Origin of the sequence: Streptococcus peroris ATCC 700780, from assembly GCF_000187585.1 — a bacterium.
GTDB classification, from domain to species: Bacteria; Bacillota; Bacilli; order Lactobacillales; family Streptococcaceae; genus Streptococcus; species Streptococcus peroris.
Genome location: NZ_GL732463.1, coordinates 610,556 through 636,892, shown reverse-complemented (window position 1 = coordinate 636,892; position 26,337 = coordinate 610,556). Strand labels below are relative to the sequence as shown.

General features: G+C 38.8%; 26 protein-coding genes and 1 other annotated feature. Of the genes, 8 read left to right on the top strand and 18 right to left on the bottom strand.

All coding sequences use genetic code 11. The features are described 5' to 3' along the window. Positions 1-117: 117 nt before the first annotated feature. The 3 genes from rplL to HMPREF9180_RS05060 form a co-directional block, all read right to left on the bottom strand. Positions 118-486 carry a 50S ribosomal protein L7/L12 gene (gene rplL / locus HMPREF9180_RS05070; RefSeq protein WP_006145415.1) on the bottom strand — a complete coding sequence of 123 codons (369 nt, stop codon included), beginning with the start codon at positions 484-486 and terminating at the stop codon, positions 118-120. A 75-nt stretch (positions 487-561) separates the two neighbouring features. After that, complete coding sequence (rplJ, locus tag HMPREF9180_RS05065; RefSeq protein WP_006145414.1) at positions 562-1,065, bottom strand: 50S ribosomal protein L10; 504 nt, start codon at positions 1,063-1,065, stop codon at positions 562-564. Between the two features lie 38 nt (positions 1,066-1,103). After that, positions 1,104-1,238: a sequence feature (ribosomal protein L10 leader region), on the bottom strand. Positions 1,239-1,381: 143 nt separating this feature from the next. After that, the gene (locus tag HMPREF9180_RS05060; RefSeq protein ID WP_006145413.1) at positions 1,382-1,780 is read right to left on the bottom strand and encodes a hypothetical protein; all 399 of its coding nucleotides are present in this window, start codon (positions 1,778-1,780) and stop codon (positions 1,382-1,384) included. A 132-nt stretch (positions 1,781-1,912) separates the two neighbouring features. On the opposite strand from HMPREF9180_RS05060, the gene HMPREF9180_RS05055 reads away from it, so the two are divergent. Together HMPREF9180_RS05055 and HMPREF9180_RS05050 are read left to right on the top strand one after the other, a co-directional pair. Continuing rightward, positions 1,913-2,440 carry a hypothetical protein gene (locus HMPREF9180_RS05055; RefSeq protein WP_006145412.1) on the top strand — a complete coding sequence of 176 codons (528 nt, stop codon included), beginning with the start codon at positions 1,913-1,915 and terminating at the stop codon, positions 2,438-2,440. Between the two features lie 11 nt (positions 2,441-2,451). Continuing rightward, positions 2,452-2,967, top strand: coding sequence for a transcription repressor NadR (locus HMPREF9180_RS05050; protein ID WP_006145411.1), 516 nt, complete (start codon positions 2,452-2,454; stop codon positions 2,965-2,967). Here the strand turns inward: HMPREF9180_RS05050 and HMPREF9180_RS05045 are convergent. From HMPREF9180_RS05045 to uvrB, 5 genes are all read right to left on the bottom strand, one after another. Beyond that, positions 2,964-3,431, bottom strand: coding sequence for an 8-oxo-dGTP diphosphatase (locus HMPREF9180_RS05045; protein WP_006145410.1), 468 nt, complete (start codon positions 3,429-3,431; stop codon positions 2,964-2,966). The two genes, HMPREF9180_RS05050 and HMPREF9180_RS05045, sit on opposite strands and share 4 nt — an antisense overlap. A 22-nt stretch (positions 3,432-3,453) precedes the next feature. After that, positions 3,454-3,885 (bottom strand): hypothetical protein, encoded by a 432-nt coding sequence (locus HMPREF9180_RS10440; protein ID WP_006145409.1) that lies wholly within the window; start codon positions 3,883-3,885, stop codon positions 3,454-3,456. 865 nt (positions 3,886-4,750) lie between these two features. Beyond that, positions 4,751-5,377: an NAD(P)H-dependent oxidoreductase gene (locus HMPREF9180_RS05025; protein ID WP_006145406.1), complete on the bottom strand. Its 627-nt coding sequence runs from the start codon at positions 5,375-5,377 to the stop codon at positions 4,751-4,753. Between the two features lie 96 nt (positions 5,378-5,473). Beyond that, positions 5,474-5,971 (bottom strand): GNAT family N-acetyltransferase, encoded by a 498-nt coding sequence (locus tag HMPREF9180_RS05020; RefSeq protein ID WP_006145405.1) that lies wholly within the window; start codon positions 5,969-5,971, stop codon positions 5,474-5,476. 13 nt (positions 5,972-5,984) lie between these two features. Then, a complete protein-coding gene (gene uvrB / locus HMPREF9180_RS05015) occupies positions 5,985-7,973 on the bottom strand; it encodes an excinuclease ABC subunit UvrB (protein ID WP_006145404.1) in 1,989 nt (662 codons plus the stop codon). Between the two features lie 179 nt (positions 7,974-8,152). On the opposite strand from uvrB, the gene HMPREF9180_RS05010 reads away from it, so the two are divergent. The 3 genes from HMPREF9180_RS05010 to zwf all read left to right on the top strand — a co-directional run bounded on the left by HMPREF9180_RS05010 (position 8,153) and on the right by zwf (position 11,975). After that, positions 8,153-9,598, top strand: coding sequence for an amino acid ABC transporter substrate-binding protein/permease (locus HMPREF9180_RS05010; protein WP_006145403.1), 1,446 nt, complete (start codon positions 8,153-8,155; stop codon positions 9,596-9,598). Then, positions 9,598-10,338 (top strand): amino acid ABC transporter ATP-binding protein, encoded by a 741-nt coding sequence (locus HMPREF9180_RS05005; RefSeq protein ID WP_006145402.1) that lies wholly within the window; start codon positions 9,598-9,600, stop codon positions 10,336-10,338. Before HMPREF9180_RS05010 ends, HMPREF9180_RS05005 begins: the two co-directional genes overlap by 1 nt. A gap of 149 nt (positions 10,339-10,487) precedes the next feature. After that, positions 10,488-11,975, top strand: coding sequence for a glucose-6-phosphate dehydrogenase (gene zwf, locus HMPREF9180_RS05000; RefSeq protein ID WP_006145401.1), 1,488 nt, complete (start codon positions 10,488-10,490; stop codon positions 11,973-11,975). Positions 11,976-12,015: 40 nt separating this feature from the next. On the opposite strand, the gene ftsY is transcribed toward zwf, so the two are convergent. The 3 genes from ftsY to HMPREF9180_RS04985 are packed head-to-tail and all read right to left on the bottom strand — an operon-like array spanning position 12,016 to position 15,125. After that, the gene (gene ftsY, locus HMPREF9180_RS04995; RefSeq protein WP_006145400.1) at positions 12,016-13,512 is read right to left on the bottom strand and encodes a signal recognition particle-docking protein FtsY; all 1,497 of its coding nucleotides are present in this window, start codon (positions 13,510-13,512) and stop codon (positions 12,016-12,018) included. 3 nt (positions 13,513-13,515) lie between these two features. Then, positions 13,516-14,334, bottom strand: a complete 819-nt coding sequence (locus tag HMPREF9180_RS04990; protein WP_006145399.1) for a Cof-type HAD-IIB family hydrolase — start codon at positions 14,332-14,334, stop codon at positions 13,516-13,518. After that, on the bottom strand, positions 14,334-15,125 hold the full coding sequence (locus tag HMPREF9180_RS04985; RefSeq protein WP_006145398.1) for a Cof-type HAD-IIB family hydrolase: 792 nt from the start codon (positions 15,123-15,125) through the stop codon (positions 14,334-14,336). Before HMPREF9180_RS04985 ends, HMPREF9180_RS04990 begins: the two co-directional genes overlap by 1 nt. Before the next feature lie 333 nt (positions 15,126-15,458). On the opposite strand from HMPREF9180_RS04985, the gene HMPREF9180_RS04980 reads away from it, so the two are divergent. After that, positions 15,459-15,926: an 8-oxo-dGTP diphosphatase gene (locus HMPREF9180_RS04980; RefSeq protein WP_025168649.1), complete on the top strand. Its 468-nt coding sequence runs from the start codon at positions 15,459-15,461 to the stop codon at positions 15,924-15,926. A gap of 236 nt (positions 15,927-16,162) precedes the next feature. On the opposite strand, the gene HMPREF9180_RS04975 is transcribed toward HMPREF9180_RS04980, so the two are convergent. From HMPREF9180_RS04975 to rnc, 4 genes are all read right to left on the bottom strand, one after another. Continuing rightward, a complete protein-coding gene (locus HMPREF9180_RS04975) occupies positions 16,163-16,744 on the bottom strand; it encodes an HD domain-containing protein (RefSeq protein ID WP_006145396.1) in 582 nt (193 codons plus the stop codon). Between the two features lie 178 nt (positions 16,745-16,922). Then, positions 16,923-17,582 (bottom strand): trimeric intracellular cation channel family protein, encoded by a 660-nt coding sequence (locus tag HMPREF9180_RS04970; RefSeq protein ID WP_006145395.1) that lies wholly within the window; start codon positions 17,580-17,582, stop codon positions 16,923-16,925. Positions 17,583-17,628: 46 nt separating this feature from the next. Further along, the gene (gene smc / locus HMPREF9180_RS04965; RefSeq protein ID WP_006145394.1) at positions 17,629-21,165 is read right to left on the bottom strand and encodes a chromosome segregation protein SMC; all 3,537 of its coding nucleotides are present in this window, start codon (positions 21,163-21,165) and stop codon (positions 17,629-17,631) included. Continuing rightward, entirely contained in the window at positions 21,156-21,854 is a 699-nt protein-coding gene (gene rnc, locus HMPREF9180_RS04960; RefSeq protein ID WP_006145393.1) for a ribonuclease III, read from the bottom strand. The genes smc and rnc overlap by 10 nt, the downstream gene beginning before the upstream one ends. Positions 21,855-22,007: 153 nt before the next feature. Between rnc and HMPREF9180_RS04955 the strand changes: the two genes are divergently transcribed. Together HMPREF9180_RS04955 and ffh are read left to right on the top strand one after the other, a co-directional pair. Next, complete coding sequence (locus tag HMPREF9180_RS04955) at positions 22,008-22,340, top strand: putative DNA-binding protein (protein WP_006145392.1); 333 nt, start codon at positions 22,008-22,010, stop codon at positions 22,338-22,340. 11 nt (positions 22,341-22,351) lie between these two features. Further along, positions 22,352-23,917, top strand: a complete 1,566-nt coding sequence (gene ffh, locus HMPREF9180_RS04950; RefSeq protein WP_006145391.1) for a signal recognition particle protein — start codon at positions 22,352-22,354, stop codon at positions 23,915-23,917. A 24-nt stretch (positions 23,918-23,941) separates the two neighbouring features. Here the strand turns inward: ffh and HMPREF9180_RS04945 are convergent, their stop codons facing one another. Genes HMPREF9180_RS04945 through HMPREF9180_RS04935 form a run of 3 tightly spaced genes read right to left on the bottom strand, consistent with a single transcriptional unit; the run spans position 23,942 to position 26,191 of the window. Then, positions 23,942-24,835, bottom strand: a complete 894-nt coding sequence (locus HMPREF9180_RS04945) for an RluA family pseudouridine synthase (protein WP_006145390.1) — start codon at positions 24,833-24,835, stop codon at positions 23,942-23,944. After that, complete coding sequence (gene lspA, locus HMPREF9180_RS04940; protein WP_006145389.1) at positions 24,825-25,286, bottom strand: signal peptidase II; 462 nt, start codon at positions 25,284-25,286, stop codon at positions 24,825-24,827. The genes HMPREF9180_RS04945 and lspA overlap by 11 nt, the downstream gene beginning before the upstream one ends. Then, positions 25,283-26,191, bottom strand: coding sequence for a LysR family transcriptional regulator (locus HMPREF9180_RS04935; protein ID WP_025168648.1), 909 nt, complete (start codon positions 26,189-26,191; stop codon positions 25,283-25,285). The genes lspA and HMPREF9180_RS04935 overlap by 4 nt, the downstream gene beginning before the upstream one ends. Positions 26,192-26,337: the final 146 nt, after the last annotated feature.

The window sequence follows — 26,337 nt, the reverse complement described above, 5'->3', positions numbered from 1 at the left end:
TTGAAAAGCATCACTATTTTTGCCCCTTTTTTGCCCCTTCTCAAACAAAAAGAAAAACCGCTAGTTCTAAGAATAGCGGTTTAATCATGTTTTTAAGCTACAAATGTAGTCGCTCTATTATTTAAGAGTAACTGAAGCTCCAGCTTCTTCCAATTTAGCTTTAAGTTCTTCAGCTTCAGCAGCTGGAACACCTTCTTTGATGACACCTGGTGCACCATCAACAAGTTCTTTAGCTTCTTTAAGTCCAAGACCTGTGATTTCACGTACAACTTTGATAACGCCAACTTTTTTGTCACCAGCAGCTGTCAATTCGATGTCGAATGAGTCTTTAGCAGCACCAGCGTCAGCAGCACCAGCTGCAGCAACAGCTACAGGAGCAGCTGCAGTTACACCAAATTCTTCTTCGATAGCTTTTACAAGGTCGTTCAATTCAAGGATTGAAGCTTCTTTAATTTCAGCAATAATGTTTTCAATGTTCAATGCCATTGTTATTTCCTCCAAATAAGTTTAAATTTTAATTTTTATATTTTTTGTAGCTAGGCTACGTTGCGTAGCTTAAGATTAAGCTGCGTCTTCTTTGTTGTCTGCAACCGCTTTGACTGCAAGAGCAACGTTGCGCACTGGCGCTTGAAGTACAGAAAGGAGCATAGAAAGAAGTCCTTCGCGACTTGGAAGACTTGCAAGAGCAACAATTTCTTCTTTTGATGCGACAGCGCCTTCGATTGCACCACCTTTGATTTCAAGTGCGTCAGCGTCTTTAGCAAAGTCGTTTAAGATTTTCGCTGGTGCGATAACATCTTCGTTAGAAAATGCTACTGCAGATGGTCCAACAAAAACAGATGCAAGATCTTCAAGACCAGCCTTTTCAGCTGCACGACGTAAGATTGAGTTTTTAATCACTTTAAACTCAACTTCGCTTCCACGAAGCTCGCGACGAAGAACTGTATCTTGTTCAACTGTCAAACCACGAGAGTCTACAACGACGATTGATGCAGCAGCTTTCATTTTTTCAGCTACTACGTCTACTAATTCCGCTTTCTTAGCAATAATTGCTTCACTACTCATTAGTGTGTTCACCTCCGTAATTATTTTGCTTGGGGAATTTTTCCAAAAGAAAAACGCGCCCAAACCTAGACACGAAAGTACAATACGCTTCATATAATGGATACGTTTTGTCCTCGGTAGGATTCTTATGAGTCGAGCTCCCCTACTGTCTTAGGCAGTTTTTTCAAACCATTTATAAGTATACCACATCTATCATTTCAAAACAAGTATTTTTTGAAAAAATTTGTTTTTTTAAAAGAAATAAACAATTCAGTTCTTTTTACACTCTCAATTTTCACCTATTCTTTGCTATTTTGAAGAACATCTTTGGATTTTATCATTGAATGGAAAGAATTGGAACTAAGTCTGTGTAGATTAAGAGCGCATGAAAGGCTAACATGAGTACATGAGATAAAAATGGAGTCTTTTGTATGATTTGAAAATCTTGATTAGATTTTTGACTGTCTAAGAATAGTGTTAATGACAAGAAAAGCAAGATCATTCCATAAATAATACTAATGTGAAAGAGAATCACTCCTATCGCTCTAAAATATAGAAAACCGAAAATGGGTATACTAAAAACAATTAGTGCTAGTGAGCCAAAAGCAATTCGAACTAAAGAAATCATCAAGAAACTATAGGCAGTAAATGTAGTAAATTTTGATACTCGTAATCCTGTTTTCTTCAGCTTTGATGTATAATAAATGACAAAAATCGGGTAAAGAATATCTACCATCTCAACTCTCCACTTTTATAAGTTTATTTACTATATTTTAACGATTTTTCTCCAGAAATGCAATTTGCTCCTTGACTAGTTTAAAATTTTAGTGTACTATACAACTGTATATACAGATAAAAAGGAGTTATTATGAATACACAAAAGAAAACCCAGTTCATGACTGTAACCGCATTATTGACAGCTATCGCTATTTTGATTCCCATGGTAATGCCTTTTAAACTTATTATCCCCCCTGCTTCTTACACTTTAGGAAGTCATGTAGCTATTTTTATTGCTATGTTTCTCTCTCCATGGATGGCTATATTTGTCATCGTCGCCTCTAGTATTGGTTTCCTCCTAGCTGGTTATCCGATTGTCATCGTACTTCGGGCTTTCTCTCACATTTTCTTTGGGACGCTAGGTGCTTTCTATCTTCAAAAATTTCCGCAAACCTTAGATAACGCAAAATCTTCCTTGATTTTTAACTTTGTGCTTGGTTTGATTCACGCTATTGCTGAAGTATTGGCTTGTATCATCTTTTATGCTACTACAGGAACAGACCTAAAAAATATGTTCTATGTCTTGTTTGTATTAGTTGGGTTTGGAACTATTGTTCATAGTATGATAGACTATTACTTGGCATTAGCTGTTTATAAAGCTTTAAAAAAACGCCATTAAGAAAGTAAATCATGACTAAAGACCGCAAAGAATCGCTTATTCAACTCTTAAAAGAAGCTCAAAAGCCACTAAATGGTCAGAGTTTAGCAGAACATTTTCATGTGACTCGGCAAATTATCGTACAAGATATTGCTCTTCTTCGTGCCAATGGAGCTCCTATCCTATCAACCAATCGTGGCTATATTTATAAAGAAAATAAAACCAATCCTTTTGTTCACAAACTCTTTAAAGTCAAACATAAAGAGGAGGATATGGAACAAGAACTTCTTGCTATCGTTGATAACGGCGGACGAGTGCAGAATATTCTTATCGACCATCCAGTATACGGAGAAATCGAAACCCTTCTCAAGTTGAGTTGTAGACGAGATGTGGAACACTTTTTAAACCAAGCGAATTCTTCAAACTTTCGTCCTTTATCCGAACTGACAGATGGGGTCCATTATCATCTAGTTGAGGCAGAAAACAAACAAGACCTCCACTATATCGAGGAGGCCTTAGACAAGCTAGGTTATTTGGTAAAGGATTAGAAGATTTTCTTTTCCCAATCGTCTTCTGTACGGCGAGGGTAGAAAAATTCAGACTTATCCGGAGCTTCCATCATCTCCATCAATGGTAACATATCATAGGCCAGATCCAAGTTTGGAATCTGGTCTTTTTGCACCCAAGAAACTTCTCCTTCATCTGAAGAACGAAGGGTGCCAGAGAACTCAGTCGCCCTATAACAAACGACAATATAGCGCCCACCTGTATCTAGTGGCCAATTTTTAATGCCGACAAGTTGAGGATTTTGAATCGTTAGACCCGTTTCCTCGTAAATTTCACGAATAACAGATTCTGTAAAAGCCTCTCCATCTTCAATATGGCCTCCTGGAAAAGCATAGCCAGACCAGCGATTGCTTTCGGGTGAACGATACTGCATAACTACGCGCTGATTTTCAAGATCTTCAATCAGACAAATGTTAGTTAGAATTGTTAATTGTGCTCGAGACATACATAGACTCACTTTCTATTGTTTAATTTTCTATATACTTAGCTTTAGACTTCATAATCAAAGGGTTAACTAAGTCGTGATATTCATGAATTTCATGGAGTATGTCCCCCCTGATAATTCTAATTTCCTTATCTTTACTATTAACATGATAGTCAATATTAATTGGCATAGATGAATCTGGAACCATGGATAAAACGAAAAACGTCACCAACCAGATTAGGAGTACGAAGAATCCACTGAGAGCCTGAAATATTAGATGATACCATTGAAAGATTCTTGTTTTGTAAAAAATGGTCCATGGATGGATAAATAGGGTTAAGCAGAGACCAAAAAACCAGATATTCCACAAAACTGGGGTAAAAGCTAAACCAAATAAACCTAGGACAAAATGAATTAGGACAAATAGCAGGAACAAAAGGTAAATAATTCTAAATACAGTTAAATGTTTCATCATGATTGACTCCTTTTCTTTTCAATATATTTCATAAACAATATCGTTAAAGCAGGTATGGTAAAAAAGACCAGATAGGTTGTTATTGGAAACCAAATATAGCGGTGATCTAGGGATAAGAGAGATGGAATTCGTAGTCGTGGGGTATGGAATCCAAAAATCAAATGTGTTATAAAAACAAAACTGTTGATATATAGAAAGGGTTCCAGGTAATCTTTAAAATTTTTCTTAGTTGAACAAACCTCTCGCAGATAATAAGCATAGAACCTAGCAAATATCAAAATGATATTACAGTAGAGCGGAGACATATAATTAATTTGATTATAAGGATTCGGAAGAAGGATAACTTGACTAAAAACAATACATACTATTCCTACTAATACTAGGTAAACCGTAAAATCCACAAAAAAGGCCAATAGCTTGTGAGACTCTAACCACAGATTGAACTTCTCTACCCTGGATAATTTCTTTTTCCTTTTTAATTTTCTTTTATGATTTTTCATTTGAGTGAATTTTCCCCATTTTCTTCTTCTCTCTTTTTATTATCAAGAATTAGAACGGACACTAGAAAGAAGATTACATAAGTAAGAATAGGAAACCAAATGTAGCGATCATTTATATTCCAAATTGGAAGAACGAACAATCCTCTCTTAGATGTAATCCCAATCGTTAACTGAAGTACAAAAGCAATACCGTTAAGATACAAAAACATTTTTGCAAAATGCAGAAAATAACAAAACGCTTGTATCAAGAATATAGGCAATTGTTGAATGTTCAACAAACCACAAATTCACTCAATCTAGTAGGTCAGCCTTTTGCTTAGTTTTATGATGTTTTTTTAATGCTTTCTGTCTCTTATTATCTTGTTTCATGATAATTTTTTAACTTCTTCTGCTACTTTTCGGAGATGCTCTTCACGCATACTTGCTGTATTCACATCCCGTCCAACTTCACCTAGTACGCACACGCGCTTGGTTTTAATCCCACAGTGGTTCAAGACGGCATTTTTCAAAACAGAGATGCCATAGCTATCTGGAATGTTGATAGGACCCGAAAAGATTTTGTACCACCAAGTAGGCGCCATGGAGGTTGCGTAAATACTGGCTGTTTTCCCTTTTAATAACTTTTTAAACTGCTTACCTCTAAGGTAATTCCAAATAAAACTTCCTTGGTCATTGGCTGAGTATGCAATCCCCGGTGTAAATACCCGATCAATCCAGCCCTTCATAAGGCTCGGCATATTACTCCACCAGATGGGATAAACAAAGATCAGGTGATCCGCCCACTGGATTAATTCTTGGGAACGAAGGATAAAAGAATCTTCTTCCATACGTTTTCGATAGCCATAACGTAAAACAGGATCAAAGTCCTCTTCATTAAGGTTGATGACTTCAAGTTCATGGCGCCCTGAGTCAAGATTTCCTACAATGGTTTGAAAAATAGCCTGACAGTAACTTTCCTTATCAGGGTGTCCATTTATGACTAAAATCTTCATTCGTCTTCTCCTTCATTTCTTTGGTTCATTCTATCTCTTTTATTTTTTACTAGATTAATTGATAATGGTTCAAAGATTGATTGATAGATACATCCTTTAGGAATTTTTATTTGAAGAACACATCATCCGCAATTCCTTAACAGGTTTTCCAAGTTCAAGTATTTTTTCTTGGCCATCAAAAGTAAAACCCATTTTTTGATAGAAAGCAATGGCTCGCTTATTATCTTTCAATACCCATAAATAAATATCAGAGAAATGATCGAGAACAGCAAATGCAGCATGCATTAACTGTTTACTCACACCTTTTCCATAGTAATCTTTTAAAACATATAAGGCAATGATTTCACCAGCTTGAATAGTCTCATCACGGTAATTTCCATAGCTGATAAATCCAACGACCTTCTTTCCATCCATCGCAATCAAGGTATTTTCTGGATATTTTTGACTAAAGAATCGACATTTTTCTAAAGTCATCGTCTCCTGAAAATCCGCGGGTAAAAGATCGTCATAAGCCTCTCTCCACGTTTGCCAATGAACGAGAGATTTTCCTTCTATCTCTTCAGGAGTTTCCATTGTTTTAATGATAATCTTCATTCTTCTTTCCTATCTAATCCAAAGCCTTGACTTCCAACATCATATCACGAATCTGGGCTGCTAGTTCAAAGTCAAGCACTTCGACGGCTTCTTGCATTTGTTTTTCCAGTTTCTTAACAAGTTCCTTGCGTTCTTGTTTGTTAAGGCTATTGATATCGACTTCTTTATCTTCTTCCTTAGCCAAAGCTTTTGTGACAGAAATAAGGTCACGGATTTCCTTCTTAATAGTTTGTGGCACGATACCGTGTTCTTCATTATAAGCCATCTGGATTTTACGACGTCGAGCCGTTTCATCGATGGCGCGTTGCATAGATTGAGTCATGGTGTCCGCATACATGATGACATGCCCCTCACTATTACGGGCAGCACGACCGATGGTCTGAATGAGTCCACGCTCATTACGAAGGAAACCTTCCTTATCCGCATCAAGAATAGCAACTAGACTAACTTCTGGAACATCAATCCCTTCACGAAGGAGGTTAATTCCGACCAAGACATCAAAGACTCCTAAACGCAGGTCACGGATAATCTCTGTCCGCTCCAAAGTCTTGATATCTGAGTGCATGTATTTGACCTTAATCCCCATTTCTTTGAAGTAGTCAGTCAAGTCTTCAGCCATTTTCTTGGTCAAGGTTGTAATAAAGGTCCGTTCGTTCTTTTCAACACGGGCATTGATTTCACCTAAGAGGTCATCAATCTGTCCCATAGTTGGGCGCACTTCCACTTCTGGATCCAAAAGACCAGTCGGACGAATGATTTGTTCAATAACGGTATCAGTCTGCTCGTGTTCATAATCACCAGGTGTCGCTGAAACATAAACGATCTGGTGAACATGACTTTCAAACTCTTCACGACGAAGGGGACGATTATCCAAGGCAGATGGCAAACGGAAACCATAATTAACCAACATCTCCTTACGAGAACGGTCTCCATTATACATGCCCTTGATTTGCCCCATGGTCATGTGGCTCTCATCAATCATAATCAAAAAATCATCAGGGAAGAAATCAAGAAGGGTGTACGGTGGCTCTCCTTCGCTCCGTCCATCCATGTGACGGGAGTAGTTTTCAACGCCGTTTGTATAGCCCATCTCACGAAGCATCTCGAGATCGTATTCTGTTCGCTGTTTCAAGCGTTGCGCTTCGAGGAGCTTACCTTCCTTCTCAAAGAGTGCTAACTGCTCCTCCAATTCAGCCTCAATCTTAGCAATAGCTACTTCCATATGGTCATCATTGGTCACGAAGTGAGTGGCTGGGAAAATCGCCAAATGATCCACTTCGCCCAGAACTTGACCAGTTAGAGCTTCAACCTCACGAATGCGGTCAATCTCATCCCCGAAGAACTCAACACGAAAGGCATGCTCATCACGAGAGGCTGGGAAAATTTCCACCACATCCCCACGTACACGGAATCTTCCACGCTGAAAATCAATGTCATTGCGCTCAAACTGAATGTCCACCAAATCATTAAGCAGTTTGTCACGAGAAATCTCAAGTCCTGGGCGGAGACTTACTACACTATCAGCGTATTCCTTAGGAGAACCCAAACCATAAATACAAGAAACAGAAGCCACAATAATAACATCATTACGCTCCAACAAAGCTGATGTTGCTGAGTGCCGAAGTTTATCGATCTCATCGTTGACTGAACTATCTTTTTCGATGTAGGTATCGCTCGACGGCACATAGGCCTCTGGCTGGTAATAATCATAGTAAGATACGAAGTACTCAACTGCATTTTCTGGGAAAAATTCCTTAAACTCCCCATATAGTTGCCCTGCGAGAGTTTTATTGTGGGCAATGACTAGGGTTGGCTTATTAACTCGAGCAATGACCTGGCTCATGGTATAGGTCTTCCCCGTACCAGTCGCTCCCATCAGGATTTGCGCCTTCTCACCACCCTCGATATTATCTACTAACTGTTCAATAGCTTGCGGTTGATCCCCAGAAGGTTGGTATTTGGATACCAGTTTAAATTTGTTGTCTGTAATTCGATTAATCATAATAGCCTCATACACATTTTCTATCCTTCTATTTTACCATAAAAAAGACTGACTTACTGCTTCTCAACTTTTCCTTCATTTGCATCTTATGTTATATTTTCTAACACGAATGGAGTTTAAATTTGCCAATATGTTTCTTTTCTGCTATAATTTGGAAATACCCTGAAAGGAGACATCACATGAAGAAAAAAATCCTAGCATGTTTGCTTATTTTATTTCCTATTCTTTCATTAGGACTAGTAAAAGCTGACACAGAAAAAACCAAGTATGTTATCGCCAGTGACTCATCTTTTGCGCCATTTGTTTTCCAGGACTCAAGCAATCAATACACTGGTATCGATATGGATCTAATCAAGGCTATTGCCGAAGACCAAGGTTTTGAAATCGAGATTACCAATCCAGGTTTTGATGCTGCTATTAACGCAGTCCAATCTGGACAAGCAGACGGTATCATTGCAGGTATGTCAGTAACTGATGCTCGTAAGGAAACTTTCGATTTCTCTGATTCTTACTATACAGCAAATACTATTCTTGGTGTTAAAGAATCAAGTACCATTTCTTCTTATGAAGATTTGAACGGTAAGACTGTAGGTGTGAAAAATGGTACTGCTTCACAAACCTTCCTAACAGAAAATCAAAGTAAGTACGGTTACAAGATCAAAACTTTTTCCGATGCTGCATCTATGTATGATAGTTTAAACACTGGTTCAATTGATGCCGTTATGGATGACGAACCTGTTATTAAATATTCTATCAGTCAAGGACAAAAGTTAAAAACACCAATCGCAGGTACACCAATTGGTGAAACTGCCTTTGCTGTTAAAAAAGGAAGCAATCCAGAATTGCTAGAGAAGTTCAACAAGGGACTTGCAAACCTTAAGGCAAATGGAGAATTCCAAAAGATCCTTGATAAGTATCTAGCTAGCGATTCTACTACTACAAGTTCAACCGCTAATGAAACAACTATCTGGGGCTTGTTGAAAAACAACTACAAACAACTTCTGAACGGTCTTGGTATTACGCTAGCCTTAGCACTTCTTTCATTTACAATTGCGATTTTTATCGGAATTATCTTTGGAATGTTTAGCGTCAGTCCTTACAAATCTCTTCGTTTGATTTCAGAGATTTTCGTTGACGTTATCCGTGGTATTCCGTTAATGATTCTTGCAGCCTTTATTTTCTGGGGTATTCCTAACTTTATCGAATCTCTTACAGGTCAGCAAAGTCCAATCAACGACTTTGTTGCTGGTACAATTGCTCTTTCTCTAAACTCAGCAGCCTACATCGCTGAAATTGTTCGTGGTGGTATCAAGGCAGTTCCTGTTGGGCAAATGGAAGCTAGTCGCAGTCTTGGTATTTCATATGGAAAAACCATGCGTAAGATTGTCTTGCCTCAAGCAACTAAACTCATGCTGCCAAACTTCGTCAACCAATTTGTTATCGCATTGAAAGATACAACGATCGTATCTGCGATTGGTCTTGTAGAGCTCTTCCAAACTGGTAAGATTATCATTGCTCGTAACTACCAAAGTTTCAAAATGTATGCAATTCTCGCAGTCTTTTACCTTGTGATTATCACTCTTCTTACTAGACTTGCAAAACGCTTAGAAAAGAGGATTCAATAATGGCAACATTAAAAATCGATGTCGATAATTTACATAAGCAATATGGTAAAAACAAAGTCCTTAAAGGAATTTCAGCGAAATTCTATGAAGGAGATGTTGTTTGTATCATTGGACCTTCTGGTTCAGGTAAGTCAACTTTCTTGCGTAGCTTAAATCTCCTCGAGGAAGGTACAAAAGGTCATATTACAGTTAATGGTTATGATTTGACGGATAAAGCAACCAACGTGGACCACGTTCGTGAAAATGTCGGAATGGTTTTTCAACACTTTAATCTATTTCCACACATGTCTGTCCTTGAAAATATTACTTTTGCACCAATTGAGCATAAATTGATGACTAAAGCTGAAGCTGAAAAATTGGGGATGGAACTTCTTGAAAAAGTTGGTCTTGCTGATAAGGCTAATGCTAATCCTGAAAGCCTATCAGGTGGACAAAAACAACGTGTGGCTATCGCCCGCGGTTTAGCAATGAACCCTGATATCATGCTCTTTGACGAGCCAACTTCTGCCCTTGACCCTGAGATGGTCGGTGACGTTCTAAACGTTATGAAGGAATTGGCAGAACAAGGTATGACCATGATCATCGTAACCCACGAAATGGGATTTGCTCGCAAGGTTGCCAATCGTGTAATCTTTACCGCAGATGGTGAATTCCTAGAAGATGGTACACCAGACCAAATCTTTGATAACCCACAACATCCGCGTCTAAAAGAATTTTTGGATAAGGTCCTCAATGCTTAAAAAGACTGCAAGGAAAACCTTGCAGTTTTTTTCTTACTTGTATTGGATTTTTGGATTTTTTAGAAAATTATGATAAAATAAAGGGTATGAAAATGAGGGTTCCTCATGCATAGAATAACTAGGAAAGTAAATAGAAATTAGGTAGTTGGATGTCATCAAAAGTTATTGTTACAATTTTCGGTGCTAGTGGAGATTTAGCTAAACGCAAGCTCTACCCTTCACTTTTTAGACTTTACAAATCAGGCAATTTGTCTGATCATTTTGCTGTTATCGGAACTGCTCGCAGACCTTGGAGTAAGGAATATTTCGAATCTGTTGTTGTCGAATCCATTCTTGACTTGGCAGATAGCGTGGAAGAGGCTCAAGCTTTTGCTAGTCATTTTTACTATCAAAGTCACGATGTTAATGACACCGAGCACTACATCGAATTACGCAAACTTCAGGCTGAATTAAACGAAAAATACCAAACTGATTATAACAAGCTCTTCTTCCTCTCTATGGCTCCACAATTCTTTGGTACTATCGCTAAACACCTCAAGTCAGAGCAAATCGTAGACGGAAAAGGTTTTGAACGTTTGATCGTCGAGAAACCTTTCGGTACAGACTATGCTACTGCTAAACAACTCAATGACGAACTTCTTGCTACCTTTGACGAGGATCAAATTTACCGTATCGACCACTATCTTGGTAAAGAGATGATTCAAAGTATCTTTGCTGTTCGCTTTGCCAATATGATTTTTGAGAATGTTTGGAATCGTGAGCACATCGATAATGTTCAGATTACATTTGCAGAACGCCTCGGTGTTGAAGAGCGTGGAGGCTACTATGATAAGTCAGGTGCCCTTCGTGATATGGTGCAAAACCATACCCTTCAACTTCTATCACTCTTGGCCATGGATAAGCCTGCAAGCTTTACAAAGGATGACATTCGAGCTGAGAAAATTAAAGTCTTCAAGAACCTTTACCACCCTTCAAATGAAGAATTAAAAGAGCACTTCATCCGTGGTCAATATCGTTCTGGTAAAGTTGATGGCATGAAGTACATTTCCTACCGTAGCGAACCAAATGTTGACCCTGAATCTATGACAGAAACCTTTGCTTCAGGCGCCTTCTTTGTAGATACCGACCGCTTCCGTGATGTACCTTTCTTCTTCCGTACAGGTAAACGCCTCACTGAAAAAGGAACACACGTAAACATTGTCTTCAAACAAATGGATTCCATTTTTGGAGAACCCCTAGCACCGAATGTGCTTACCATCTACATCCAACCAACGGAAGGATTCTCTCTTAGCCTTAACGGTAAGAAGGTTGGGGAAGAGTTTAGCCTTGCGCCAAATTCGCTTGACTATCGAACAGATGCGACTGCAACAGGTGCTTCACCAGATCCTTACGAAAAACTGATCTATGATGTTTTGAACAATAACTCAACAAACTTTAGCCACTGGGATGAAGTGAGTGCATCATGGAAATTGATTGACCGTATTGAGAAGCTTTGGGCTGAAAACGGTGCTCCACTTCATGACTACAAGGCTGGTACAATGGGGCCTCAAGCTAGCTTTGATTTACTTGAAAAATATGGAGCTCAATGGACTTGGCAACCTGATATCGCCTATCGTAAGGATGGCCGTTTAGAATAATCAAAAACAATCCTGCAAGAATTCTTGCAGGATTTTCTTTTTATAGTAGGCCTTCTAAAAGACCCTTCATAAAGTTTTCTGAGTTGAACTCACCGATATCATCGATTTTTTCACCAAAACCAATCAACTTAACAGGGATATTGAGTTCCTCACGGATAGCAAGAACAACCCCACCTCGAGCAGTTCCATCAATCTTGGTTAAGACAATCCCTGTAACAGGAGTGATTTTTGAGAATTCTTTAGCTTGTACAAGAGCGTTTTGCCCAGTTGACGCATCTAGAGCTAGGAAAGTTTCATGAGGTGCTTCTGGTACAACACGTTTGATGATACGGCCAATTTTTTCCAACTCGGCCATCAAGTTTTCCTTGTTTTGCAGACGGCCAGCTGTATCAATCATCAAAATGTCAACACCTTCTGCTACTGCCCGTTCCATCCCATCAAAGACAACACTAGCTGGATCAGCTTTTTCTGGGCCTGTTACAACAGGCACATCGACACGACGTCCCCATTCTGCTAGCTGAGCTACCGCACCAGCACGGAAGGTATCTGCAGCAACTAACATGACTTTCTTGCCAGCCTGTTTGTAGCGGTGTGCCAATTTTCCGATAGAAGTTGTTTTACCGACACCATTGACACCTACAAAGAGCATGACTGTCAAACCATCTTGGAAGTTAATGCTCTCATTGTAATTGCCATCTTTTTCATAAAGATCCACTAATTTTTCGATAATGACTCGGCGAAGAGCCTCGGGTTTCTTGGCATTTTCGAGCTTGGCTTCATAACGCAATTCTTCCGTAAGATTTGAAGCTACTTGAACACCAACATCACTCATAATTAAGAGTTCTTCTAGCTCTTCAAAAAATTCTTCATCTACTGAGCGGAAATTAGCAAAGAAAGCATTCAAACGAGCACCAAATCCCGTACGTGTTTTTTTGAGACTACGGTCATATTTTTCTTGGACAGTCTCTTCGACCTGAGGGGTTTCCTTGATTTCTTCCCCTGTTTCCACTTCTTCAGTAATTTCTACTTCTGTTTCATCTGTTTGAGGTTGGTTTGCAACATCATCAGAACTATCACTTGAAGTCACTTCTTCAATATGAGTCGTTTCCGATTGAGGAGTTTCTTCAAGTAGTGAATCTAGTTCTTCTGTAGCAATCTCTGATAGCTCTTGAGAGCTATCTTCAGATTCTAAAACTTCAGTTGATTCTGACTCTTCCTGACAACAATGGCATTCAGTTACTTCTTCAACTTGATTTCTTTCTTCTTGAGGAGTTTCTACTGGTTCAACTGGTTCTGGAGCTGTGTCTTCTGCGAGTTCTTCTTGTTGTTCAGAATCACTGACTTCTGCAGAATAAGTTTCCTCAACATCTGAGCTTTGGATGCTTTCTTCACTATCTTTCACAGTAGCTTTTTCGGTTACAGGTTCTGCAGCTTCCTCGTCAGGTTCAGTAAGGTCCAAGTTTTCCAAAGCTTCTTTGACAACTTCTTCAATCTTAGGTTCTTCTTTTTTACCAAATAAACGGTCAAATAATCCCATGCTTTAGTTCTCCTTCAGTACATATTTTTCAATTGCCCAGGCGACAGCTTCTTCGTCATTAGTCATTGGTGTTACCACATTTGCCACTGCCTTGACTGCCGGCACAGCATTTTGCATAGCGACACCGAGACCGGCCCACTCAATCATCGAAAGGTCATTAGCCTCATCTCCACAAGCCATAACCTGACTTTGGTCAATCCCTAAGTGTTCAATCAGTTTAGATAACCCTGTCGCCTTATGAACATTCTTTGGTGACCATTCTAGCAAAAGTTCACGAGATTTAAAAATCTCATACTGGTCGAATAACTCTGGTGAAATCTTCTGAATAGCTGCATCCAAGGGCTCTTGAGGAAAGGCAGTAACGCACTTATTATAAGTGACCTGACTAGACAAATCTTCAAAAGCAGTTGGAACAAAAGTTAGAGCTGGGTTAAACTGAGCATATAAACTTTCTTGGTCAGACTGAATCTGGTAAACTATTCCTTCTGAAATTGCATCTAGTGGAATTCCTAGTTTTTCAGTTTCTTCGTAAATACGGCTTACATCATCAATGGAAAAGACTGTCTTATCAAGTATTTCACCTGTATTTTTCTGAACTAATCCACCATTAAAAGTGATGGTATATTCATCATCATGACCATCTGTTCCAAGCTCTTTAAGGAAGAAATCCATGGCCTTTAGGGGGCGTCCAGTTGTTAGGACTACCTTGACACCCTGTTCACGCGCAGCCTTTAAAGTTGCCTTGGTACGATCTGTCAATTTCTTGTCTGTCGTCAGCAAGGTTCCATCTAAGTCTAGGGCAATTAATTTAATATCTGCCATTACAATCCCTCCATATAAGCGATAACTGATTGGTCTTTATGGTGACCAATAACTGTTTCTGCAAGTTCTAGAATTTCTGGACGAGCATTTTCAGGCGCGACTGGGTGCCCTACAACCTGCATCATATGAAGGTCGTTGAGATTGTCACCGAAAGCCATCACTTGGTCCATATCCAGATTTAACTTCTTAGCTAATTCGACTATCGCAACTCCCTTGTCCACATAATCAAGAACAATATCAATGGATTCAAAACCTGTCGTCATTGCCTTAACATCAGGAACATGTTCATTGACCCAAGATTCTCCAGCGTCAACCGTTTCTTCAGTGAAGTTGGTTGTGAATTTGAAAATCTCATCGGTAATATCTTCAAGACTTGCTACCTTTTGGATGTTCTCATTGTAATGATGGCTAAACATGAAATAAGTTTCATCCACAGTATCCAACACATAACAAGCTTTCTTACCAGTCAAGAGCATCTTTTTCTCATCAAAATAAGGTGAAGTTTTTAATGTCTCAAATGTTGACAGGTAAAAATCACGTGGCATGGTTGCTTCATAGAGATCTTGCCCATGAAATTCTACCAAACTGCCATTTTCTGCTATAAAAATAATCTCATCACGAACATCAGCAAAAAGTTTTTCAAGTGACAAAAGACCACGACCTGATGCGACAGCAAAGTAAATTCCTTTTTCTTTATAAGAATGGAGAAGCTTTTTTAAACGTTCCATGTCAAATTGACCAGCTTCATCTAAAAAAGTCCCGTCCATATCCGTTGCGACAAGTTTAATCATAAATACCCATATTCTCCAGTTATAAATCTATCTTCTATTATACCATAGAAAAAGTAAAAAAAGACGTGCAGGATTGTCACGCCTTAGTATACTAAAAATCAATCTGTAGGCCCATTTTTGAAGGCCAGGCTGATTTGCTTGCAATCTTTTATATCCAGCTTCTCAATACTATTCTGCCAAAGTTCTTGATTGAATTCCATTCTTAGAGTTAATCAGATCATGCATAAAATTTATCAATCTTTGACTGACACACATTTGTCACAATCATAAATAGCATATAGTTCTTGACATATAGTCTTGCATATGAAAAAATACTTGTTGGAGGTTAATAATATGACTGAAACAATCAAAAACTGGGTTAATATTTGCGTTTTGAAAAATCAAGAAATTTTATTACTTAATAGACAGCACGATAATTTTCCTGGCTGGATTCCACCCGGGGGGAAAGTTGAATTCCCTGAAAGTTTTTTTGAAGCTGCATTACGGGAACTTAAGGAAGAGACTGGACTTACTGCATTAAATCTTGAATTAAAAGGAATTTCAGGCTTTACTAATTCAATCGGTAATGAGAGATTTGTCTTCTATGACTTTTTATGTACTCAGTTTACTGGTGAACTAAGCACATCCGATGAAGGTGAGCCAAAATGGTGGAATCTAAAAGATATTGATAAAATACCAATGCAAGATGAAATAAGAAAAAGGCTACCCCTTTATTTAAGAAAAGGAAGCTTTGAAAGTATTAACTATTGGGATGATAATAAGAAATGCATTAGTGAAAACAAAACAATTTTATTTGACTAATATTCTCTACAGCATAATCAAATGCAAAATTCTCAATCCATTAATAATTTTTGTATGATTCAGTACTCAACATAATCTGTCTTTAATAACATATAGTTTAACGTTTTACAAGACAAGAGTATCCAAATAAAAATCATCTACTCTGACAACTTTTCCTTGTATCTATTGATAGTTAAAAAGCCTTGGAAACATTCCAAGGCTTTCTCTATATTCGATTGTATCAATAGAGACAGTCGTTATTTAAAATATAAGCCCCTTTCCACACTTTCCTGAATCAAATCTTCCGTCAATTTCCATAATTCTTCTGATTCACTTTTTATGAACTTTTTCTTTTCTAATACCATGTCTGCACTGATATTATCAGGGTTATAATTTAATTCTGACACTTCTAAGTGATTTATCAGTGGTACCAATGCGTCGATAACTCTTGCAAATCTTGCCTCAGCACTCTGCCCTTTTTCAAATTCTAGCCACAAATTTTTCATATTCAAATATTTCTCTTCTGGAAGGATGCTCATTGTTCTTTCTATAGATTGTAGCTCTCTATCATGAGAATGAACCTTTTTTTCATCATCAAAAACCCAAGTATCTCCGGCATAAATCTCACCTAGATCATGAATCAGTAACATAGAAATGACCTTTTCCATTTTCAAATTTTCAGGATAATAATCTTGAAGAACTATCGCAGCTATGGCACCCTGCCAAGAATGCTCGGCACTATTTTCAAATCTTCCATCAAGAGTTCTGTTAAATCTTGTTACTGCCTTTAATTTCTCTATTTCTTTAATAAAATCGACTGAATTCTTTAAATGACTCATTGTAGCTCCTATCTTGCTTTAAATTTTAGATATAATACCAAAAAATAGTAATTTCATCAAACATTTCCCGTATTTGCAAAAAAAAAAAAATAGCGCCTAATCCATATGAGATTAGACGCCTATATATAATGTGGATTTTTTAAAATGGATGAGTTAGAAATCAACTCTCACCTTTTCATCAGTTCAAGGTTCTCTTATCCATATTTGGTAAAGAGAGTCGGAATTTAATAATAAAAAGTCTAATCACAAATCCAACAATCGAAAGAACAATGAATACACTAATTCTTGGGAAATGGAGAACAAAGGCCAGCCAATAATAAACTACACCAATTACAAAAGATAGAAGAGCATAGATATCTTCTTTTAGAACACTTGGAACTTCATTGATCAAAAGGTCTCGGATAATACCTCCGCCAGCACCCGTTAAACAAGCCAAAATTCCAGCAGACATCAAATTTAATTCACTATCAACTAAGGCTGTCGCTCCAATCAAGGAAAAGATGATTAACCCAATCGAATCAAAAATAAGATAGGCTTCTCTCAACCACTTATAAAACTTTTTTTCATGACTAGCATTGGCCTGTTTTGAAGTCACAAAGACATACATGATGACAGCTACAAGGATGGAGACATAAATCGGTCCAGGGTCTGCGAGAGCGGATGGAAAACGACTGATAATAGAATCTCTTAAAATCCCTCCACCTACTGCCGTTACAATTGCTAATAAACTAATTCCAAAAATATCTAAACGTTTATCAAACCCTTTGATGGCTCCTGACGCCGCAAAGGCTATGGTCCCAATATAATTACAAATCATTAGGAATAGGTCGAAATCCATATAAACTCCTCAATTTATTTTTGTAAACTTTCCGACTTCTCGAAGGTCATTCTATATTCTCTAAATCTTTCAATTTAACAGAAACCAGCTTGGATACACCAGATTCCTGCATGGTTACACCATAGATAGAGTCTGCCGCTGCCATAGTACCCTTACGGTGGGTAACAACGATAAACTGGCTATCCTTGTCAAATCGATTGAGATAATCCCCAAAACGTTTAACATTGGCCTCATCGAGTGCCGCTTCTACTTCATCTAAAATAACAAATGGAATGGTCTTAACACGAATAATTGAGAAGAGCAAAGCCAGAGCTGACAAGGCCTTCTCTCCACCACTCATGAGGTTGAGAGATTGGATTTTCTTACCCGGTGGTTGCACAGAGATTTCGACACCTGCAGTCAATAGATCTCCTTCTGTCAAGATAAGGTCTGCTTGACCACCACCAAACATCTGCTTAAAGGTCACTTTGAAGGACTCACGAATAGCTTCAAAGGTTGATTTAAACCGTTCCTTCACTTCATCGTTCATCTCTGTAATGGTTTCAAGAAGAAGATTTTTAGCAGAAAGAATGTCATCTCGCTGACTATTCAAGAATTCCAAGCGTTCGTATACTTCGTCAAACTGTTCAATAGCATCCAAATTGACTGGACCAAGTGAACGAATGGATTTTTCCAAATCCTTAACTTTTTGTTCAGCGACAGCCAAATCTTCTAACGGATTGGCTTGTTCTAAAGCTTCTGTATAACTAATCTGGTATTCTTCAGTCAGTTGACCTTGAAGATAGCGAAGGCGATCTGTAATCTTCTCTTTGGTTGCTTCTGCACGTGTTTGCTTACGAATCCATTCTTCATTTTGCTGACGAGCTTGTTCTAAATGACTGGCAATATCATCCAATTGACCCTCAATATCATCCAGTTCAAACTGCTTACGAATCAATCCTTGTTGAATTTCTTCCTTCTGACTCTTAGCTTCTGTTTCCTGCTTGGTCAAAAGTTCCGTATCAACCTTTTCAAGATTGTCTACCTTTTCTTGGAGAAGACGTTCAATCTCTTCTTGCTCGATATTGAGGTTCTCAAGTTCCTTGTTAATCCGTTCAATATCTGCAACTTCGTAACGCTTTTGTCCTAACATTTCTGTTTTACGGAGACGTTCTTGAGAAAGTTTTTCCTGCAAGTTTTGGTAGCGTTCCTGAATCGCATTTTTATTGGACTTGATTTCTTCGATTTCAGATTCCAGTTTTTGCTTTTCAGTCGCAATGAGTGCAAGACGTTCTTGGCATTTTTCTTTTTCAGCTTGCCAATCTCCGCCCCTTAGATTGTTTAATTCCTTTTCCTGAAGTTCTAACAGTGTTTCGAGTTCTTCGACTTGTTGACAAGTTTGTTGATAGGCCAGATATAAACCTTGCTCTTCTATACGAGCTTGTTCCCCTTTGGACTTAATGGTCTCCAAAGTTTGAGTGAGGTTAGCTAAGTTTTCTTGAGCTGATTTCAGTTTTTCTTCTTCATGACGAAGAAGCTTTTCTTCTTGAGCAATCTCTTTTTGCAACTGTTCCAATTCAGGCTTGATGAAGATGCTGTTATTTTGACGATTGGCACCACCAGCATAAGAACCACCTGTTCGTAGTTCTGTACCATCTAAGGTTACCATCCGAACCTGATAGCGTACCTTACGAGCTGCATCACGCGCATGCTCCACTGTATCAAAGATAGCTGTGGTTGCTAGCAAGTTTTTAAAAATAGCTTCTAGCTTGGCATCAAAGGTAACCAGTTCATCTGCCATGCCAAGAAAACCTGGACTTGAGGCAATCACATCTTGGTTCTGCCCAGAAATGCTACGAGCCTTAATAGTTGTCAAAGGTAGGAAAGTCGCACGACCAGCTCGATTTCGTTTAAGGAAGTCGATAGCCTTAGTCGCAGCCTGTTCATCTTCAACTATGATATGTTGGCTACTTGCCCCGAGGGCAATTTCAAGAGCTGTTTGATAACGAACATCAAAAGTTAAATGTTCACTGACCGCTCCGACAATACCGCCCAGGCGATTTTTTTCTTGTAGAACACTCTTAACACCCGCATAGAAATTACTATGGTTTTTAAGAATGTTTTCCAGACTTTGCGCCTTGGCCTGCTTGTTTTTCAGACTATCCAAACGGTCAAAAAGTTGATTTTGCTGACTTTGATAAGTCTGCTTTTGTTCTTCTTCCTGTTTAGCATGCGTCTGATAGTCAGCAAGCAAGGTCTGTACTTTTTCTTTTGCTGATTTAAGAGCAGTTTCTTGCTCACTAGCCTTAGATTTAGCAGACTCTAATTGTTCCTTCAAGGACTCCAATTGTTCTTCTTGCTTTTGAGTCTGTTGGCGACTATTTTCAAGGTCATTCTCAATCCGTGTCAACTGGTTAGAGACATCCGCTTCTTCCTCTAAGAAGGCAACGAAGCGTTCACGCAGTTGCTCAATCATCTGGTCTGGATCATCAGAAAAAGCTAATAACTCAGCCTCTAAACGATTGAGTTCCTTTGTATTGACCGCTAAATTTTCTTCTAACTGACTGAGATTTGCTTCTTTTTCTTTCTTTTCCTGAGTAAGAGCATTTCTCTTTTCATCCAAACCAGCTAAACGAGCCTGAGCCTCTTGTTGATTGAGGGCGACTTGCTCTGTCTCCAGTTTAGACAAGGCCAATTTCCGTTCTAAATCACTAATTAAACTAGTCAAATCCATCAAGCTTGACTGGTCTTTTGCCATCTCAGCCTGCAAATCCTGACGTTTCTTTTTGAGGGTTTGATTTTCTTCTTCTAACTCTTCTCGCTTTTGATAGTAGCTGGTCAAAAGCTCTTGAACTTGATTTAATTCTTCTTCTGTTAGATCCAATTCATCCTTATTGGCTTGAATTTGAGCAACCAAAACATCTAAGTAGATGCCTTTACGCTGGCCGTCTAATTCAATAAATTTACGAGCTGTTGTTGCTTGTTTTTCTAAGGGCTTGATTTGATTATCTAACTCATGGATGATATCTTCCAAGCGGTCTAAATTGTCTTGAGTTTGTTGTAGCTTACTTTCCGTCTCTTTGCGACGTGTCTTATACTTCAAAACTCCCGCAGCTTCTTCAAAGATAGCGCGACGTTCTTCAGGTTTGGAGTTAAAGATTTCTTCGACCTTCCCTTGGGAAATAATGGAGAAGGAGTCACGACCAAGTCCAGTATCTAGGAATAAATCATGAATATCACGAAGACGGACCTTTTTCCCATCAATCTTGTATTCGCTATCTCCCGTACGATAAATGTGACGTTCAACCTTGATTTCCTGACCTGCATCTTTGATAAAACCGTCTTGATTATCAAGAGTCACGACTACAGAAGCATAGTTTAAAGGTTTTCTACTTTCTGTCCCTGCAAAGATAACATCAGGCATCTTCCCACCACGAAGATTCTTCACGCTAGATTCTCCTAATGCCCAACGCAGACTTTCGGTGATATTGGATTTTCCTGAACCATTTGGTCCCACCACCGCTGTAACTCCCTGGTCAAAAACAACCTTGGTCTTATCAGCAAAAGATTTAAATCCCTGAATCTCAATTTCCTTTAAATACATGAATCCAGCCCTTTCTCGACTGCATTTTTAGCAGCTTCCTGCTCCGCTAATTTTTTAGAACGCCCTTGCCCTTTTCCGATACTTGTTCCTTCAACGAGCACTTCTACTTCAAATATCTTATCATGCGCAGGCCCTGTCTCTGAAGTAACTTGATAACAAATATCTACATCTCCATTGACCTGAAGTAATTCTTGAAGATGAGTCTTGTAGTCCGTAATCATCTCAAAATCACCTGTCTCAACCTTCGGAATCATGACTGTATAAATAAAGTTTTTCACTGTAGCAACATCCTTGTCCAAAAGCAACGCACCTAAAAAAGCTTCAAAGGCATCACCAAGAATCGTATCTCTATGTCGACCTCCAGATTTTTCTTCACCCTTACCAAGTTTGATAAATTCATCAAATTGACAGTCACGCGCAAAACCAGCTAAACTTTCTTCACGGACAATCATGGCACGAAGTTTAGACAAATCTCCTTCTGGTTTTTTAGGATATTTCTTATACAGATATTCTGAAATCAATAACTGCAGAACAGCGTCTCCTAAAAATTCCAAGCGTTCATTATGTGAAATTTTTAAGAGGCGGTGCTCATTGGCATAGCTGGTATGCGTAAAGGCAGTTTCAAGTAAGTTTTGATCTGCAAATTCAATTGCAAAACGATTTTTTAGTACAGTTTGTAGTTCTTTCATACTAAGCCCTTTCTAACTAATTACAGTCCTTTCTATTATACCAAAAAAAGCCCTCAACGTCAGAAAAATAACAGTATAGATGAGTTTACTGAATTCCCTATAAAATCACTCCTCTGCTAGCAAATTACCCTTTCTTTTGGTATAATAAATCTTATGGAAATTGAAAAAACCAATCGTATGAATGCTCTGTTTGAGTTTTATGCAGCCCTTTTGACTGATAAGCAGATGAACTACATCGAACTCTACTATGCAGACGATTATAGTCTCGCTGAAATCGCTGAAGAATTCGGTGTCAGTCGTCAGGCTGTTTATGATAACATCAAGCGTACAGAAAAGATACTGGAAGATTATGAAATGAAGCTTCATATGTACTCTGATTACATTGTCCGCAGTCAGATTTTTGATCAGATTTTGGAGCGTTATCCAGAGGATACCTTTCTCCAAGAGCAAGTTGAGATTTTAACAAGTATTGATAATAGAGAATAAGAGGAATAAATATGGCATTTGAAAATTTAACAGAACGTTTGCAGAACGTCTTTAAAAACCTACGTAAAAAAGGAAAAATTACAGAGAGCGATATCCAAGAAGCAACCAAGGAAATTCGTCTGGCTCTTTTAGAAGCCGATGTAGCTCTGCCTGTTGTCAAGGATTTTATCAAGAAGGTTCGTGAACGTGCCATTGGGCATGAAGTGATCGATACCCTCAATCCAGCCCAACAAATCATCAAGATTGTCAATGAAGAATTGACGGCAGTTCTTGGTTCAGACACTGCTGAAATCATCAAATCTCCAAAAATCCCAACTATTATCATGATGGTTGGTTTGCAAGGGGCTGGTAAAACAACCTTCGCTGGAAAACTTGCCAACAAACTCAAAAAAGAAGAGGATGCTCGTCCTTTGATGATTGCGGCCGACATCTATCGTCCCGCAGCTATTGACCAATTGAAAACACTGGGACAACAAATTGACGTTCCTGTCTTTGCTCTTGGAACTGAAGTACCTGCAGTGGAGATTGTTCGCCAAGGTTTAGAGCAAGCTAAAGCCAACCATAACGACTATGTTTTGATTGATACGGCTGGTCGTCTGCAAATTGACGAGCTCCTCATGAATGAGCTTCGTGATGTTAAAGCTCTTGCTCAACCAAATGAAATCCTTCTCGTTATCGATGCCATGATTGGTCAAGAAGCTGCTAACGTTGCGCGAGAATTTAACGCTCAATTAGAAGTTACCGGTGTCATCCTTACCAAGATTGACGGGGACACTCGTGGTGGTGCGGCCCTTTCTGTTCGTCATATCACAGGAAAACCAATCAAATTCACTGGTACTGGTGAAAAAATTACCGACATTGAAACCTTCCACCCTGACCGCATGGCAAGCCGGATTCTCGGTATGGGTGATATGCTGACTCTGATTGAGAAAGCTTCCCAAGAGTACGATGAGCAAAAAGCCTTTGAAATGGCTGAAAAGATGCGGGAAAACACCTTTGATTTCAACGATTTCATCGATCAGTTGGATCAGGTACAAAATATGGGCCCAATGGAAGATTTGCTCAAGATGATTCCTGGTATGGCCAACAATCCTGCCCTTCAAAATATGAAGGTGGATGAAAAACAGATTGCTCGCAAACGTGCCATCGTGTCTTCTATGACTCCGGAAGAACGTGAAAATCCAGATTTGCTCACTCCAAGCCGTCGTCGTCGTATCGCAGCTGGTTCTGGTAATACCTTTATCGATGTCAACAAGTTCATCAAAGACTTTAACCAAGCCAAACAACTCATGCAAGGTGTCATGTCAGGTGATATGAACAAGATGATGAAGCAAATGGGTATTAACCCTAACAACCTTCCTAAAAATATGCCTGGTGGCATGGATATGTCAGCCCTTGAAGGTATGATGGGGCAAGGTGGTATGCCGGATATGTCTGCTCTTGGAGGAGCCGGAATGCCTGATATGAGCCAGATGCTTGGTGGAGGTCTCAAGGGTAAAATCGGTGAATTTGCTATGAAGCAATCCATGAAACGCATGGCCAACAAAATGAAAAAAGCCAAGAAAAAACGCAAATAAAAAGGACTCAACTGAGTCCTTTTTTTATTGTTCATTTCTAAGTTTCTCCAAGGTTTGCTTGAATATTTCTGGAATATCGGAAGTAAATTCCATGGTTTCACCAGTTCTTGGATGGGTAAATCCAAGTGTCTTAGCATGGAGAAATTGCCCATGACCCTTTAGGGTTTTACGAGGACCGTAAACCTCATCCCCAGCAACAGGATGACCGATATAAGCCATGTGTACACGGATTTGGTGTGTTCGTCCTGTTTCCAGTTGTAATTCCAGTAAGGTATAATCACCAAAGCGTTCTAAGACGCGAAAACGCGTTACTGCTGGTTTCCCTTTAGCTGTCACAGCTTGTTTCTTACGGTCTTTTTCACTTCGACCAATCGGCGCCTCAATAACACCTCGGTCATTTGGAATATTTCCATGAACGATGGCCCAATATTTACGAAGAGACTTCTTGTCCTTCAATTCTTGAGCCAGTGCTAAGTGTGCTTCATCATTTTTAGCAATCATCAAGAGTCCAGATGTATCTTTATCAATACGATGAACAATCCCTGGACGAAGCACACCATTGATACCAGAAAGATCCTTGATATGATACATGAGGGCATTAACCAAGGTACCACTGGTATGACCAGCACTTGGATGAACGACCATGCCTTGAGGCTTATTGACTACTGCTACATCCTCATCTTGATACACAATCTCTAAAGGAATATCTTCAGCTACATACTCCAAAACCTCTGGTTCTGGAACTTGGTAAGTGATAACATCCCCTTCTTGAACTGAGTACTTAGCTTTTTTTAACTGACCATTGACCAAGACTTGACCAGACTTGATTTGTTCATTGGCGAGACTACGGGACAGTTCTGTCAAATCTGACAAAGCCTTATCTAAGCGTACCCCGCCGGTTTCAATTTTAATTTCCATTCATTTCCTCTTTTAGCATTGCAAGCAATAACACAACGACCCCTACTGTCAGATAACTATCAGCCACATTGAAAATCGCAAAATTGATAAAGTCCAAGTGAAACATATCCACGACAAAACCTTGACTAACGCGATCGATAAAGTTCCCAAGGCCACCTGCAATAATCAAAATTAGACCAAAGACCGTCCAAAATGAGTCTTCTATATGTTTATGCAAATACCAAACAGCAACCCCCATGACTACAAAGGTGATTAAGGCAAAAAACCACTGTTGATCTTGGAGCATAGAAAAAGCAGCTCCTCTATTTTGCAGATAGGTTAGACTAACTAGATTTGGGATCCATGACTTGATTTCACCAATAGCAATATTCTGAACGACATAAGCCTTTACTAATTGGTCTATCACAATCAAGGCTGCTATAATCCCTGCTATTATTCCTCTTTTTTTCATGATTTCCTCTTCTGATCAAAATACTCTTGCATAACCTCTACAAATAAGGTTCCCGCTTGGCTCAAGTCCACTTCCTCACGTTTCACATAAACCATACGATTATTGAGATTATCATTTAGTGGAATAACGGTGATCCCGTTAACGCTATCGCTATCTAAGAATCCAGAACCAGTCGCATAAGCATTTGTTCTTTCAAGAATCCCATTTAAGGTAGCGCGGTCAGTTACGTTAAACATCTGAGAGCTGGCACTTGTATCCACAAAGTTTTCTGAGTAATAAAGATACTCATCCTTTTCTTGTGTGAATCGAACTGTTGGCAAATCTGCCAAATCCTCCATGACCAACTCTTTTTTCTTGGCTAGAGGATGTCCTTCACGCAAATAGATATGTGTTTGGAAAGGAATCAACTCAATCACTTCAAGACCTAACTTTTCAACCCGTTGCATAATTCCTTTTTGGTTTTGATTGTTAAGGTAGATAATTCCAATCTCACTATGACCTTGGGCTACTTCATCCAAAATCTGAACAGTTGTAGATTCAAAAATACGGAAATTTTTATATTCAGGATACTTTTGAGAAAAAGCTGTAATGGTTGGTGGTAAGAAATCATAGTGCTGGCTGGCTATTGAAAACTCGTCTTTTTCCTCTTCAGAATTAGCATACTGGTTTTGGAAAACATCAAATCCTTTGACCAATTCTTGTGCCTTTTCATAAAATTCCATCCCACGGCGAGTGAGAAATGTCCCTGAACTGGTTCTACGAAAAATCTTGAAACCTAGCTCTTTTTCCAAGTCTCTTACAGAAATAGATAGACTGGGTTGGCTAACGTACATCTTTTCAGCCGCTTCTCGAAAAGTACCACTATTTGCAATAGCAACAACGTAGCGTAATTGTTGAATATTCATGATTTCTCCTTCGATTTCTATCTTATCATTATACCATAAATCAAGCCTATCCAACAAAGGAAAATCATGAGACAGATACTTCTCATCAAAGCAAACAAAAAACACCTTTTGGTCAAATGAGATAATGACCAAAAGGTATTACTGTT

Bases quoted from the DNA above. Each gene is read 5' to 3' on its own strand.
- rplL (WP_006145415.1), bottom strand. From the start codon at position 486: ATGGCATTGAACATTGAAAACATTATTGCTGAAATTAAAGAAGCTTCA.
- rplJ (WP_006145414.1), bottom strand. From the start codon at position 1,065: ATGAGTAGTGAAGCAATTATTGCTAAGAAAGCGGAATTAGTAGACGTA.
- HMPREF9180_RS05060 (WP_006145413.1), bottom strand. From the start codon at position 1,780: ATGGTAGATATTCTTTACCCGATTTTTGTCATTTATTATACATCAAAG.
- HMPREF9180_RS05055 (WP_006145412.1), top strand. From the start codon at position 1,913: ATGAATACACAAAAGAAAACCCAGTTCATGACTGTAACCGCATTATTG.
- HMPREF9180_RS05050 (WP_006145411.1), top strand. From the start codon at position 2,452: ATGACTAAAGACCGCAAAGAATCGCTTATTCAACTCTTAAAAGAAGCT.
- HMPREF9180_RS05045 (WP_006145410.1), bottom strand. From the start codon at position 3,431: ATGTCTCGAGCACAATTAACAATTCTAACTAACATTTGTCTGATTGAA.
- HMPREF9180_RS10440 (WP_006145409.1), bottom strand. From the start codon at position 3,885: ATGATGAAACATTTAACTGTATTTAGAATTATTTACCTTTTGTTCCTG.
- HMPREF9180_RS05025 (WP_006145406.1), bottom strand. From the start codon at position 5,377: ATGAAGATTTTAGTCATAAATGGACACCCTGATAAGGAAAGTTACTGT.
- HMPREF9180_RS05020 (WP_006145405.1), bottom strand. From the start codon at position 5,971: ATGAAGATTATCATTAAAACAATGGAAACTCCTGAAGAGATAGAAGGA.
- uvrB (WP_006145404.1), bottom strand. From the start codon at position 7,973: ATGATTAATCGAATTACAGACAACAAATTTAAACTGGTATCCAAATAC.
- HMPREF9180_RS05010 (WP_006145403.1), top strand. From the start codon at position 8,153: ATGAAGAAAAAAATCCTAGCATGTTTGCTTATTTTATTTCCTATTCTT.
- HMPREF9180_RS05005 (WP_006145402.1), top strand. From the start codon at position 9,598: ATGGCAACATTAAAAATCGATGTCGATAATTTACATAAGCAATATGGT.
- zwf (WP_006145401.1), top strand. From the start codon at position 10,488: ATGTCATCAAAAGTTATTGTTACAATTTTCGGTGCTAGTGGAGATTTA.
- ftsY (WP_006145400.1), bottom strand. From the start codon at position 13,512: ATGGGATTATTTGACCGTTTATTTGGTAAAAAAGAAGAACCTAAGATT.
- HMPREF9180_RS04990 (WP_006145399.1), bottom strand. From the start codon at position 14,334: ATGGCAGATATTAAATTAATTGCCCTAGACTTAGATGGAACCTTGCTG.
- HMPREF9180_RS04985 (WP_006145398.1), bottom strand. From the start codon at position 15,125: ATGATTAAACTTGTCGCAACGGATATGGACGGGACTTTTTTAGATGAA.
- HMPREF9180_RS04980 (WP_025168649.1), top strand. From the start codon at position 15,459: ATGACTGAAACAATCAAAAACTGGGTTAATATTTGCGTTTTGAAAAAT.
- HMPREF9180_RS04975 (WP_006145396.1), bottom strand. From the start codon at position 16,744: ATGAGTCATTTAAAGAATTCAGTCGATTTTATTAAAGAAATAGAGAAA.
- HMPREF9180_RS04970 (WP_006145395.1), bottom strand. From the start codon at position 17,582: ATGGATTTCGACCTATTCCTAATGATTTGTAATTATATTGGGACCATA.
- smc (WP_006145394.1), bottom strand. From the start codon at position 21,165: ATGTATTTAAAGGAAATTGAGATTCAGGGATTTAAATCTTTTGCTGAT.
- rnc (WP_006145393.1), bottom strand. From the start codon at position 21,854: ATGAAAGAACTACAAACTGTACTAAAAAATCGTTTTGCAATTGAATTT.
- HMPREF9180_RS04955 (WP_006145392.1), top strand. From the start codon at position 22,008: ATGGAAATTGAAAAAACCAATCGTATGAATGCTCTGTTTGAGTTTTAT.
- ffh (WP_006145391.1), top strand. From the start codon at position 22,352: ATGGCATTTGAAAATTTAACAGAACGTTTGCAGAACGTCTTTAAAAAC.
- HMPREF9180_RS04945 (WP_006145390.1), bottom strand. From the start codon at position 24,835: ATGGAAATTAAAATTGAAACCGGCGGGGTACGCTTAGATAAGGCTTTG.
- lspA (WP_006145389.1), bottom strand. From the start codon at position 25,286: ATGAAAAAAAGAGGAATAATAGCAGGGATTATAGCAGCCTTGATTGTG.
- HMPREF9180_RS04935 (WP_025168648.1), bottom strand. From the start codon at position 26,191: ATGAATATTCAACAATTACGCTACGTTGTTGCTATTGCAAATAGTGGT.